We start from the raw sequence: 12314 nt of genomic DNA, 5'->3' as shown, positions 1-12314 counted from the left end.
ATCAGGACTTTTTCTTTTCGCGGCTATGCAGGCCACGTTTTTCCAGACCACGGTAAATCAGCTGCTGCTGGATAATGGTCACCAGGTTGCTGACGATATAGTACAGCACCAGACCTGACGGGAACCACAGGAAGAACACGGTGAAGATGACCGGCATAAAGGTCATGATCTTCTGCTGCATCGGGTCGGTCACGGTGGTCGGCGACATCTTCTGGATGAAGAACATCGTTACGCCCATCAGGATCGGCAGGATGTAGTATGGGTCCTGTGCAGACAGGTCATGGATCCACAGGGCGAACGGCGCGTGGCGCAGCTCAACGGAACCCATCAGCATGTAGTACAGCGCAAGGAAGATTGGCATCTGAATCAGCAGTGGGAAGCAACCACCCAGTGGGTTCACTTTCTCTGCTTTATACAGGGCCATCATCTCCTGGCTCTGACGCTGTTTGTCATCGCCCAGACGCTCACGCATTGCCTGAATCTTCGGCTGCAGCATACGCATCTTCGCCATGGAGGTGTACTGCGCTTTAGTCAGCGGGTACATGATGCCACGTACGATGAAGGTGATAACGATGATGGAGAAGCCCCAGTTACCCAGGAAGCTGTGGATGAACTTCAGCAGCTTAAACAGCGGCTGAGAGATGAACCACAACCAGCCGTAGTCCACGGTCAGATCCAGGTGCGGCGCAACGGCAGCCATTTTGTCCTGGATTTCCGGACCGACCCACAGGGTGCTTGCCAGCTTACCGGTTTGACCCGGCTGTACCAGAACCGGCTGAGATTTGTAGCCAATGGCTGCAAGACCGTTACCCAGGTTCGCGGTATAGAAGTTGTTAGTACCGTCGTTCGTTGGCACCCACGCAGTGGCGAAATACTGCTGCAGCATTGCCACCCAACCGCCTTTAGCGCTGACGTTCAGGTTTTCGTTATCGGCAATGGTGTCGAATTTGTATTTCTCGTACTTCGCATCAGGCGTAGAGTACGCCGCGCCACGGAAGGTATGCAGCGCAAAGTTGCTGCTTCCGGTGTCACGGTGAGACGGCAGATTGATGGACTGCTTCAGCTGACCAAAGGTCGACAGTTCCAGCGGTTTCGCACCGGTGTTCTGAACGCTGTAGCCCACGTTCACCGCATATTCACCGCGTTTCAGGGTGAAGGTTTTGGTGAAGGTGTTGCCCGCGGCGTCGGTGTAGGTCATCGGGATAGCGATTTCATTCTGACCATCAGCCAGTACGAAGGTCTCTTTCTCGACGTTGTACAGTGGACGCGCACCGTTAGCCGGGTTATCCGGGCCATCACGACCGGTCAGGCCGCTCTGAGCCTGGTAGATAAACTCAGGCGTGGTTTCCAGTAACTGGAACGGTTCGTTAGACTTCAGCTCTTTTGGGTAGGTCAACAGCAGCGCCTGCTCAACATCACCACCACGGGTGTTGATAGTCAGCTCAAGCACATCGGTCTTAACCGTAATCTGTTTCCCCTGGCCACTGGCCGGTACGCCCTGGTCGGCGGCGCTACCCGCTGCGGTGGTCGTAGTCTGCGTGGTCTGCTGCTGGGGTTGAGGATTTTTATCCTGCTCCCATGCCTGCCAGATCATGAAAGACACGAACAACAAAGCGATGATAAGAAGATTGCGTTGCGAATCCATCGTTAGTGTTCTCTGGTATCAAAGGGTCCTGGCGGGACGGGATCGTCTCCACCTGGGTGTAAAGGGTGGCATTTTAATACGCGTTTCACCGTCAACCAACTGCCTTTTATCACTCCAAACCTGCGCAATGCCTCAATTCCGTAGCTTGAGCATGTTGGCGTGAAACGGCAGTGCGGCCCGAGTAGCGGACTAATCAGGCGTTGATAGACCCGAATGAGGGCTATCAGGACCCGCGAGCCAGGCGACAATGGCGGCGCCATAATTTTTCCAACGCTTCCGAGAGAGCACGGTTATCGAGGTCGGCAACCCCTTTTTTAGCCACCACCACGAAATCCATTGAAGGCAGTTCGTGCTGACGTAAACGGAAGCTTTCACGCGTCAGACGTTTAATCCGATTACGTTCATGCGCACGCTTAACGTTTTTCTTGGCGACAGTAAGACCGATGCGGGGATGCCCCAGCGAATTCAGGCGGCCGAGGATGGTGATTTGCGGCGTGCCAGCCCGTTGTGGCTGCTGGAAGACGAAAGTGAAATGAGTGGGAGTTAACAAACGTAACTCCCTGGGAAATGCTAGCTTAACCACTCAGGGGTTAGCTTTATTACTTGGAAACGGTCAGACGAGCGCGGCCTTTAGCACGACGACGTGCCAGAACCTGACGACCATTTTTAGTAGCCATACGAGCACGGAAGCCGTGAGAACGGTTGCGCTTCAGTACAGACGGTTGAAAAGTGCGTTTCATGGCGATTTCTACCTAAACTTGAAAAAATTCACTGACTTTTGCGTATACCCGAACGAGTTTCGAACGACTAACGCCTCAGCGTGGGTGATTAAAGAGGCCGGATTGTAATAATTGTACACTCCGGAGTCAATTCTCTTTCCTTATTTCCCGCGTATTTCCGCACGTTTTCGCGTGGAAAATGAGCAACGGACGACGCAGGAAGATGAGCACCACGCGCCGGGTCGAGGATTATACGGCCTCCCAAACAAAGCGCAAGGATCGTCCCGGATCTTCGTTAGATCATTTAAGCAAGAAATTGTCTGTGCTCATTAATTTTTCCAATATGCGGGCTAAATCGTAGGGTACTCGCCTCAGGATCGTTTACACTTACCCGGTTTCCGATCTTCCTGTGGATAAATCGGGAAGAATCTGTGAGAAACAGAAGATCTCTGGCTCAGTTTAGGCTATGATCCGCGGTCCCGATCGGGATCCAGCGATCCTGGCCGGGTATAACCGCAGATAGCGGTTCGCACATCACCCTTTTGCACAGGGTCATGTCGATGTGCGCCAACAATCATGAATATTCAATAGTTTTCTTTTATTGTTCGAGTGGAGTCCGCCGTGTCACTTTCGCTTTGGCAGCAGTGTCTTGCCCGATTGCAGGATGAGTTACCAGCCACAGAATTCAGTATGTGGATCCGCCCCTTGCAGGCGGAACTGAGCGATAACACGCTGGCTTTGTATGCGCCAAACCGTTTTGTGCTCGATTGGGTAAGGGACAAGTACCTTAATAACATCAATGGACTGCTGAATGATTTCTGCGGATCCGATGCGCCACAGCTACGCTTTGAAGTGGGAACAAAACCGGTCACGCAGACCGTGCGTGAAACGGTAAATGTGGCAATACCTGCTCAGGCAGCCCCCGCTCCGGCACCGCGCGCCCTTCCGGCGACCCGTTCGGGCTGGGACAACGTGCCTGCTCCGGCAGAGCAAACCTACCGTTCTAACGTCAATGTTAAACACACGTTCGATAACTTCGTTGAAGGTAAATCGAACCAGCTGGCGCGCGCGGCGGCACGCCAGGTTGCAGATAACCCCGGTGGTGCCTACAACCCGCTGTTCCTTTATGGCGGCACGGGGTTGGGTAAAACGCACCTTCTGCATGCGGTAGGCAACGGCATTATGGCGCGTAAGCCAAATGCGAAAGTGGTGTATATGCACTCCGAGCGCTTCGTTCAGGACATGGTAAAAGCCCTGCAAAACAATGCGATCGAAGAGTTTAAACGCTACTACCGTTCTGTTGACGCACTGCTTATCGATGACATCCAGTTCTTTGCCAACAAAGAACGATCCCAGGAAGAGTTTTTCCACACCTTTAATGCGCTGCTGGAAGGTAATCAGCAGATCATTTTGACGTCGGATCGTTATCCAAAAGAGATCAACGGCGTTGAAGATCGTCTGAAATCCCGTTTTGGCTGGGGCCTGACCGTGGCGATCGAGCCACCGGAACTGGAAACCCGCGTCGCGATCCTGATGAAGAAAGCCGATGAAAACGACATTCGCCTGCCGGGTGAAGTGGCGTTCTTTATTGCCAAGCGTCTGCGCTCCAACGTCCGTGAACTTGAAGGGGCACTGAACCGCGTGATTGCCAATGCCAACTTCACCGGCCGTGCGATCACCATCGATTTTGTGCGTGAAGCGCTGCGCGATTTGCTGGCACTGCAGGAAAAATTGGTCACTATCGACAATATTCAAAAGACGGTGGCCGAGTACTACAAAATCAAAGTGGCAGATTTGCTGTCTAAACGTCGTTCCCGCTCGGTGGCGCGTCCGCGTCAGATGGCGATGGCGCTGGCAAAGGAGTTAACCAACCACAGTCTGCCGGAGATCGGCGATGCGTTTGGTGGCCGTGACCATACGACCGTGCTGCACGCTTGTCGTAAGATTGAGCAGTTACGCGAAGAAAGCCACGACATAAAAGAAGATTTTTCCAATTTAATCAGAACATTATCATCGTGACGCTATGAAATTTACCGTTGAACGTGAACATTTATTAAAACCGCTGCAACAGGTGAGTGGCCCATTAGGTGGCCGCCCAACGCTGCCAATTCTCGGAAACCTGCTGCTTCAGGTCGCGGACGGTACGCTGTCGCTGACCGGCACAGATCTGGAAATGGAAATGATCGCGCGCGTTACGCTGTCTCAGCCGCATGAAGCGGGCGCGACCACTGTTCCGGCACGTAAATTCTTTGATATCTGCCGCGGGCTGCCGGAAGGCGCTGAAATTGCCGTGCAGCTGGAAGGCGACCGTATGCTGGTGCGCTCTGGCCGTAGCCGTTTCTCGCTCTCGACGCTGCCTGCCGCGGACTTCCCGAACCTGGACGACTGGCAGAGTGAAGTTGAATTCACCCTACCGCAGGCAACGATGAAGCGTCTGATTGAAGCCACGCAGTTCTCAATGGCGCATCAGGACGTTCGTTACTACTTAAACGGCATGCTGTTCGAAACCGAAGGTGAAGAGCTGCGTACCGTGGCTACCGACGGTCACCGACTGGCAGTCTGTTCCATGCCCATTGGCGACTCGCTGCCAAACCATTCGGTGATCGTACCGCGTAAAGGCGTGATTGAGCTGATGCGTATGCTCGACGGTGGTGATACGCCACTGCGCGTGCAGATCGGCAGCAATAACATCCGTGCTCATGTGGGTGATTTTGTCTTCACATCGAAGCTGGTTGACGGTCGTTTCCCGGATTATCGCCGCGTATTGCCGAAGAACCCGGACAAAACGCTGGAAGCAGGTTGCGACAGCCTCAAGCAGGCTTTTGCCCGCGCCGCGATTCTCTCTAATGAGAAATTCCGCGGGGTGCGTCTGTATGTGAGCGAAAATCAGATCAAAATCACCGCCAACAACCCGGAGCAGGAAGAGGCAGAAGAGATTCTGGACGTCACCTATGCCGGGACTGAGATGGAAATCGGCTTTAACGTCAGTTATGTGCTGGATGTGCTGAACGCGCTTAAATGCGAAAACGTTCGCATTCTGCTGACCGACTCCGTTTCGAGTGTACAGATTGAAGATGCGGCCAGCCAAAGTGCGGCTTACGTTGTCATGCCGATGAGGCTGTAGTGAACGCTATCGGGCTATCTTACTTGCCTTTTTCAACCCGGGCTGTGCTCGTCCCTGTCTCGTACTTTGTGTACGCGCCAGGGTCTGCGTGCAGTCCGCGTTGAAACGGGCTGAGCCGATTACGCCCTGGCCCGAAGAAATCCAGATATGTCACTGACGCGCCTTTTAATTAAAGATTTCCGCAATATCGAAAACGCGGATCTCGCTTTATCCCCTGGCTTTAATTTCCTGGTTGGCGCGAACGGCAGCGGCAAAACCAGCGTGCTTGAGGCCATCTACACGCTCGGCCACGGACGGGCGTTTCGCAGTCTGCAAATTGGCCGCGTCATTCGCCACGAACAGGAAGCCTTTGTTCTGCACGGGCGTTTGCAGGGCGAGGAGCGTGAAACGGCCATCGGTCTGACCAAAGACAAGCAGGGCGACAGCAAGGTTCGTATCGACGGTACTGACGGCCACAAAGTGGCTGAGCTCGCGCTGCTGATGCCAATGCAGCTGATTACGCCGGAGGGGTTTACTTTACTCAATGGCGGCCCCAAATACAGAAGAGCCTTCCTTGACTGGGGATGCTTTCACAACGAAGCCGGTTTCTTTAACGCCTGGAGCAACCTGAAGCGCCTGCTTAAGCAGCGTAACGCTGCACTGCGCCAGGTGACACGCTACGCCCAGCTGCGCCCGTGGGACAAGGAATTAATTCCCCTTGCGGAACAAATCAGCTGCTGGCGTGCCGAATACAGCGCGGGTATCGCCGACGATATGGCCGACACCTGCAAACAGTTTTTACCTGAATTCTCTCTCACCTTCTCCTTCCAGCGCGGCTGGGAGAAAGAGACAGATTATGCCGAAGTGTTAGAGAGAAATTTCGAGCGCGACCGCATGCTGACCTACACCGCACATGGCCCGCACAAGGCGGATTTCCGCATTCGTGCCGACGGTGCGCCGGTGGAAGACACGCTGTCGCGTGGGCAGCTCAAGCTTTTGATGTGCGCGCTGCGCCTGGCGCAGGGAGAGTTTTTGACCCGCGAGAGCGGGCGACGCTGCCTGTACCTGATAGATGATTTTGCCTCGGAACTTGACGACGCGCGGCGCGGGCTGCTTGCCAGCCGCTTAAAAGCCACGCAGTCACAGGTTTTCGTCAGTGCGATTAGCGCTGAACACGTTATAGACATGTCGGACGAAAATTCGAAGATGTTTACCGTGGAAAAGGGTAAAATAACGGATTAACCCAAGTTGAAATGAGCGAGAAACGTTGATGTCGAATTCTTATGACTCCTCCAGTATCAAAGTCCTGAAAGGGCTGGATGCGGTGCGTAAGCGCCCGGGTATGTATATCGGCGACACGGATGACGGCACCGGTCTGCACCACATGGTATTCGAGGTGGTAGATAACGCTATCGACGAAGCGCTCGCGGGTCACTGTAAAGACATCGTGGTCACGATCCATGCGGACAACTCCGTCTCCGTCACCGATGACGGTCGTGGCATCCCAACCGGTATTCACCCGGAAGAGGGCGTATCGGCTGCGGAAGTTATCATGACCGTTCTGCACGCAGGCGGTAAGTTCGATGATAACTCCTATAAAGTTTCCGGCGGTCTGCACGGTGTAGGTGTGTCCGTGGTTAACGCCCTGTCGCAGAAACTGGAGCTGGTTATCCAGCGCGAAGGCAAAATTCACCGTCAGCTGTATACGCACGGCGTGCCGCAGGCACCGCTGGCTGTTACGGGTGACACCGACAAAACCGGTACCATGGTGCGTTTCTGGCCGAGCCTTGAAACGTTCACCAACGTTACCGAGTTCGAATATGAGATTCTGGCGAAACGCCTGCGTGAACTGTCGTTCCTGAACTCCGGTGTCTCGATTCGTCTGCGTGACAAACGCGACAACAGAGAAGACCACTTCCACTACGAAGGCGGTATCCGGGCGTTCGTTGAGTATCTGAACAAGAACAAAACGCCCATTCACCCGAATATCTTCTACTTCTCTACCGAAAAAGACGGTATTGGCGTGGAAGTGGCGCTGCAGTGGAACGATGGTTTCCAGGAAAACATCTACTGCTTCACCAACAACATTCCACAGCGTGACGGCGGTACTCACCTTGCGGGCTTCCGTGCGGCAATGACCCGTACCCTGAATGCCTACATGGACAAAGAAGGCTACAGCAAGAAAGCGAAAGTCAGCGCCACCGGTGATGATGCCCGTGAAGGCCTGATTGCGGTTGTCTCCGTGAAGGTACCGGATCCGAAGTTCTCCTCTCAGACTAAAGACAAGCTGGTCTCTTCTGAGGTGAAATCGGCGGTTGAACAGCAGATGAACGAACTGCTGAGCGAATACCTGCTGGAAAACCCGTCAGACGCGAAAATCGTGGTTGGCAAAATTATCGATGCGGCACGTGCCCGTGAAGCGGCGCGTAAAGCCCGTGAAATGACCCGTCGTAAAGGCGCGCTGGATTTAGCTGGCCTGCCAGGCAAACTGGCTGACTGCCAGGAACGCGACCCGGCACTGTCCGAACTGTACCTTGTGGAAGGGGACTCCGCGGGCGGTTCTGCGAAGCAGGGCCGTAACCGTAAGAATCAGGCTATCCTGCCGCTGAAGGGTAAAATCCTCAACGTAGAGAAGGCCCGTTTCGACAAGATGCTCTCTTCTCAGGAAGTGGCAACGCTGATCACCGCGCTCGGTTGCGGCATCGGCCGTGACGAGTACAACCCGGACAAACTGCGCTACCACAGCATCATCATCATGACCGATGCGGACGTCGACGGCTCGCACATCCGTACGCTGCTGTTGACCTTCTTCTATCGTCAGATGCCAGAAATTGTTGAACGTGGCCACGTTTACATTGCACAGCCACCGCTGTACAAAGTGAAGAAAGGCAAACAGGAACAGTACATCAAAGACGACGAAGCGATGGATCAGTACCAAATCGCGATCGCGCTTGATGGTGCGACCCTGCATGCGAACTCTCACGCCCCTGCACTGGCCGGTGAGCCGCTGGAGCGTCTGGTGTCCGAGTTTAACGCGGCACAGAAAATGATTGGTCGTATGGAGCGTCGTTATCCTAAATCGCTGCTGAAGGCGCTGATTTATCAGCCAACCCTGACGGAAGCCGATCTGAGCGATGAACAGGTTGTTACCCGCTGGGTGAACACCCTGGTAACCGAGCTGAACGAGAAAGAGCAGCACGGCAGCCAGTGGAAGTTTGATGTCCAGCAGAACGCTCAGCAGCAGTTCGAACCGATTGTGCGCGTGCGTACTCACGGCGTAGATACCGATTACCCCCTGGAGCACGAGTTTGTGACCGGTCCGGAATATCGCCGTATCTGTACGCTGGGTGAGAAGCTCCGTGGTCTTATCGAAGACGATGCATTTATCGAACGTGGTGAACGTCGTCAGCCGGTAGCAAGCTTCGAGCAGGCGCTGGAATGGCTGGTGAAAGAGTCCCGTCGTGGTCTGTCTATTCAGCGTTATAAAGGTCTGGGTGAAATGAACCCGGATCAGCTGTGGGAAACCACCATGGATCCTGAAAGCCGTCGTATGCTGCGCGTGACCGTTAAAGATGCGATTGCAGCCGATCAGCTGTTCACAACCCTGATGGGCGATGCGGTTGAACCACGTCGTGCCTTTATCGAAGAGAACGCCCTGAAAGCGGCGAATATCGATATCTAAGGGTTGTTACACCGCAAGTCAGAGGCCGCGCAATTTAGCGCGGCTTTTTTGTGGGCGCAGAATTATCAGCATCCAGCTCCAGCGACAGGACTGACGGTAACCGGCTGACCAGCATGTCGACCGCAATCCTGACTCGCAGGGGCAGATGCGGCGTCTGCTGCCAGACCGCGTGAACGTCGAAACGCACATCCGGTGCCTGTTTTAAGAGTGGGATGAGCCTTCCATTCTGCAGCTCTTTGCGCACCATCCAGCAGGGTAACCATGCAATACCATGCCCGGCCAGCGCTGCGTCGCAGATAGCCTGCAGATCGTCCATATTGAGGGATGAACGGGGAATTAGGGTGTGCGATGTTCCTTCGTGGTCCGCCAGTTCCCACGGTAACACCCTGCCGGCACGCAGGTAGTTAATGGCCTTATGCTGGCGTAAATCGGCAACGGTTTCAGGCTGGCCGTTATTTCTCAGGTATTCCGGCGCGGCGCACAGCACCATTCGGTGTTCCCCCAGGCGTCTGGCGACCAGCATGGTGCTGTCCGGCAGTGCGCCGTTTCGCACCGCCATATCAAACCCTTCCTCGACGATATCCACTACGCGATCGCTGAATGACATTTCCAGCTCAAGGGCAGGATGCTCCTGCGTCAAGGCTATCAGCTGCGGGGCGATGCACTGGCGACCAAACAGCACCGGCATGGCAACACGCAGGCGGCCACTCACCTGATGTTTCCCTGTTTCCAGCAGCGACTCCGCGCCACGGATTTCCTGGAGTGCTCGCAGGCAACGTTCATAAAAAAGGGCACCGTTATCGGTCAGGCTTTGGCTACGCGTTGTGCGCTGAAACAGGCGCACTCCCAGCCGCGCTTCAAGGCGAGCAATGCTTTTCCCTACCGCCGAGCGCGACAAATGCAAACGCACCGCGGCCTGAGCAAAACTGCCTGCCTCTACGGCGGCGACAAAAACGGGAATATCCTTCAGCGTATCGGTCATGGATTGTCGTTCTTCAGGAATCAATAGTGGGAAAATGTATCGCCACTGGCGACCATGAGTCAACGTTAGACTGTCAGTACTGAAGTGCATTTGATAACAGGAGAAAAAGATGACAGAGATGATGCAACGCTGGTCAATGGACGCCCTTGGGCGTGAAAACCTCAGACTCACTCAGGCGCCTGTTCCCCAGCCGGGCCCGGGTGAAGTGCGCGTGCGGGTGAACGCTGTTGCGCTCAACTATCGCGATAAAATGGTCATCGAAGGCAACATGCCGATCGCGCTCTCCTTCCCGTTTACTCCGGCATCTGACATGGCTGGCGTGGTGGACAGTACGGGTGAAGGCGTTACCCGCTTTAAACCCGGTGCTCGCGTCATCTCCACCTTCTCTCCGGAGTGGGTAGACGGTAAACCGAAAGGCGACGCCCGCAATTTGCCCTACCAGACGCTGGGCGGTTACTTCCAGGGGATGCTGTCTGAATACGTGATCATGCGTGAAAACTGGCTGGTGGCCGCCCCGGAAACGCTGGATGACGCAGAGGCCAGCACCTTACCCTGCGCGGGGCTTACCGCATGGTTTGCACTGGTGGAGCGCGGACAATTACGTGCCGGACAGTCGGTGCTGGTGCAAGGCACAGGCGGTGTCGCAATCTTCGCGTTGCAAATCGCCAAAGCACACGGTGCAGAAGTTTTTGTGACGTCGGGCAGTGATGAAAAACTGGCGCTGGCTAAAACGCTCGGTGCCGATCGGGGCATCAACCGGCTTAAAGGGAACTGGGCTGACGAGATTTACGCGCTGACGCAGGATCGCGGTATTGACCATATTATTGAAACCGTTGGCGGGGAGAACCTGAGACATTCCCTGCGGGCCGTTGCCGTTCACGGGCGCATATCCGTCATTGGCGTGTTGGCCGGGAGTGAAATCTCGCTGCCTGCCAGCGAACTCTTGCTGAAATCACCTGTGATTCAGGGGATTGGTGTCGGGCACCGCCGTGCGCTGGAAGATTTTGTCCGCGCAGTCGATGTCACGGGGCTGAAACCGGTGATTGAACACCGCTACCGTTTTAACCAGCTTGAAGAGGCGCTTGTACACCTCGACCGCGGTGCTTTTGGCAAAATAGTCCTCACCCGCGAGTAAGCCGTTATCCCCGGGACAGGCGTAAAAGGGGGCTTTTGTTGCGCAATGTAGCTCTATTTTTGTGGGCTTAATCGCGTTAGCATGAGGCAGCACTCATTTATCCCGGGGACCCTATGGCTATCAAACTTATTGCTATCGACATGGACGGCACGCTGTTGCTGCCAGACCACACTATTTCTCCAGCCGTTAAAAACGCGATTGCCGCTGCGCGCGCAAAAGGCGTGAATGTGGTACTGACCACCGGTCGTCCGTATGCGGGCGTGCACAGCTACCTGAAAGAGCTGCACATGAATCAGCCGGGCGATTACTGCATTACCTATAACGGTGCGCTGGTACAGAAGGCGGCGGATGGCAGCACGGTGGCGCAAACCGCGCTGAACTATGACGATTACCTGTTCCTGGAAAAACTGTCCCGCGAGGTCGGTTCCCATTTCCACGCGCTCGATCGCAATACGCTCTATACCGCTAACCGTGATATCAGCTATTACACCGTACATGAATCCTATGTCGCGACGATCCCACTGGTGTTCTGCGAAGCTGAGAAAATGGATCCGAGCACCCAGTTCCTGAAAGTGATGATGATTGATGAGCCTGACATCCTGGATAAAGCGATTGCGCGCATTCCGGCTGAGGTAAAAGAGAAATACACCGTGCTGAAAAGTGCGCCGTACTTCCTCGAAATCCTGGATAAACGCGTCAATAAAGGCACCGGTGTGAAATCGCTGGCAGATACGCTGGGCATCAAACCGGACGAGATCATGGCGCTGGGCGATCAGGAAAACGACATTGCGATGATTGAATATGCGGGCATGGGGGTGGCAATGGACAATGCGATCCCGTCGGTGAAAGACGTGGCCAATTTCGTGACCAAATCTAACCTCGAAGACGGCGTTGCCTACGCGATCGAGAAATTTGTTCTGCAGTAACAGCGTTTCACGCTCATCAGCCTCGGTTATCAACCGGGGCTTTTTTTTGCGCTGAATTTATCGAATTGTTCTTTTTGTGATCTTGATTGTAGTACAACATTAATTGATTGTACTACATTACA

General features: G+C 54.6%; 11 protein-coding genes. 6 read left to right on the top strand and 5 right to left on the bottom strand.

Annotation, left to right across the window (positions count from 1 at the left end):
• Position 1 precedes the first annotated feature (1 nt).
• From yidC to rpmH, 4 genes are read right to left on the bottom strand one after another with little or no spacing between them, the layout of a single operon-like run.
• Entirely contained in the window at positions 2–1645 is a 1644-nt protein-coding gene (yidC, locus tag BJ887_RS20610) for a membrane protein insertase YidC (RefSeq protein WP_014172300.1), read from the bottom strand.
• 2 nt (positions 1646–1647) lie between these two features.
• The gene (yidD, locus tag BJ887_RS20605) at positions 1648–1905 is read right to left on the bottom strand and encodes a membrane protein insertion efficiency factor YidD (protein ID WP_001307474.1); all 258 of its coding nucleotides are present in this window, start codon (positions 1903–1905) and stop codon (positions 1648–1650) included.
• Positions 1869–2228, bottom strand: a complete 360-nt coding sequence (gene rnpA, locus BJ887_RS20600) for a ribonuclease P protein component (protein ID WP_014172301.1) — start codon at positions 2226–2228, stop codon at positions 1869–1871. Before rnpA ends, yidD begins: the two co-directional genes overlap by 37 nt.
• Before the next feature lie 16 nt (positions 2229–2244).
• Positions 2245–2385, bottom strand: coding sequence for a 50S ribosomal protein L34 (gene rpmH, locus BJ887_RS20595; protein ID WP_000831330.1), 141 nt, complete (start codon positions 2383–2385; stop codon positions 2245–2247).
• A 600-nt stretch (positions 2386–2985) separates the two neighbouring features.
• On the opposite strand from rpmH, the gene dnaA reads away from it, so the two are divergent.
• The 4 genes from dnaA to gyrB all read left to right on the top strand — a co-directional run bounded on the left by dnaA (position 2986) and on the right by gyrB (position 9149).
• Positions 2986–4383, top strand: a complete 1398-nt coding sequence (gene dnaA, locus BJ887_RS20585) for a chromosomal replication initiator protein DnaA (RefSeq protein ID WP_020882755.1) — start codon at positions 2986–2988, stop codon at positions 4381–4383.
• Positions 4384–4387: 4 nt separating this feature from the next.
• Complete coding sequence (gene dnaN, locus BJ887_RS20580; RefSeq protein ID WP_014167956.1) at positions 4388–5488, top strand: DNA polymerase III subunit beta; 1101 nt, start codon at positions 4388–4390, stop codon at positions 5486–5488.
• A 147-nt stretch (positions 5489–5635) separates the two neighbouring features.
• Positions 5636–6709 carry a DNA replication/repair protein RecF gene (gene recF / locus BJ887_RS20575; RefSeq protein ID WP_025202644.1) on the top strand — a complete coding sequence of 358 codons (1074 nt, stop codon included), beginning with the start codon at positions 5636–5638 and terminating at the stop codon, positions 6707–6709.
• 28 nt (positions 6710–6737) lie between these two features.
• On the top strand, positions 6738–9149 hold the full coding sequence (gene gyrB, locus BJ887_RS20570; protein WP_020882753.1) for a DNA topoisomerase (ATP-hydrolyzing) subunit B: 2412 nt from the start codon (positions 6738–6740) through the stop codon (positions 9147–9149).
• A gap of 34 nt (positions 9150–9183) precedes the next feature.
• Here gyrB and BJ887_RS20565 read toward each other — a convergent pair whose 3' ends face one another.
• Positions 9184–10131, bottom strand: coding sequence for a LysR family transcriptional regulator (locus BJ887_RS20565; protein ID WP_121340356.1), 948 nt, complete (start codon positions 10129–10131; stop codon positions 9184–9186).
• Between the two features lie 109 nt (positions 10132–10240).
• Between BJ887_RS20565 and BJ887_RS20560 the strand changes: the two genes are divergently transcribed.
• Complete coding sequence (locus tag BJ887_RS20560; protein WP_044865921.1) at positions 10241–11266, top strand: NAD(P)-dependent alcohol dehydrogenase; 1026 nt, start codon at positions 10241–10243, stop codon at positions 11264–11266.
• 113 nt (positions 11267–11379) lie between these two features.
• Positions 11380–12192, top strand: a complete 813-nt coding sequence (yidA, locus tag BJ887_RS20555) for a sugar-phosphatase (protein WP_032679289.1) — start codon at positions 11380–11382, stop codon at positions 12190–12192.
• Positions 12193–12314: the final 122 nt, after the last annotated feature.

It is taken from the genome of Enterobacter sp. WPR_3_1, assembly GCF_003635055.1.
In the GTDB taxonomy this organism is placed as follows: Bacteria; Pseudomonadota; Gammaproteobacteria; order Enterobacterales; family Enterobacteriaceae; genus Enterobacter; species Enterobacter ludwigii.
This window is presented reverse-complemented; position numbering and strand designations above follow the sequence as displayed.

Bases quoted from the DNA above. Each gene is read 5' to 3' on its own strand.
- yidC (WP_014172300.1), bottom strand. From the start codon at position 1,645: ATGGATTCGCAACGCAATCTTCTTATCATCGCTTTGTTGTTCGTGTCT.
- yidD (WP_001307474.1), bottom strand. From the start codon at position 1,905: ATGGCGCCGCCATTGTCGCCTGGCTCGCGGGTCCTGATAGCCCTCATT.
- rpmH (WP_000831330.1), bottom strand. From the start codon at position 2,385: ATGAAACGCACTTTTCAACCGTCTGTACTGAAGCGCAACCGTTCTCAC.
- dnaN (WP_014167956.1), top strand. From the start codon at position 4,388: ATGAAATTTACCGTTGAACGTGAACATTTATTAAAACCGCTGCAACAG.
- recF (WP_025202644.1), top strand. From the start codon at position 5,636: ATGTCACTGACGCGCCTTTTAATTAAAGATTTCCGCAATATCGAAAAC.
- gyrB (WP_020882753.1), top strand. From the start codon at position 6,738: ATGTCGAATTCTTATGACTCCTCCAGTATCAAAGTCCTGAAAGGGCTG.
- BJ887_RS20565 (WP_121340356.1), bottom strand. From the start codon at position 10,131: ATGACCGATACGCTGAAGGATATTCCCGTTTTTGTCGCCGCCGTAGAG.
- BJ887_RS20560 (WP_044865921.1), top strand. From the start codon at position 10,241: ATGACAGAGATGATGCAACGCTGGTCAATGGACGCCCTTGGGCGTGAA.
- yidA (WP_032679289.1), top strand. From the start codon at position 11,380: ATGGCTATCAAACTTATTGCTATCGACATGGACGGCACGCTGTTGCTG.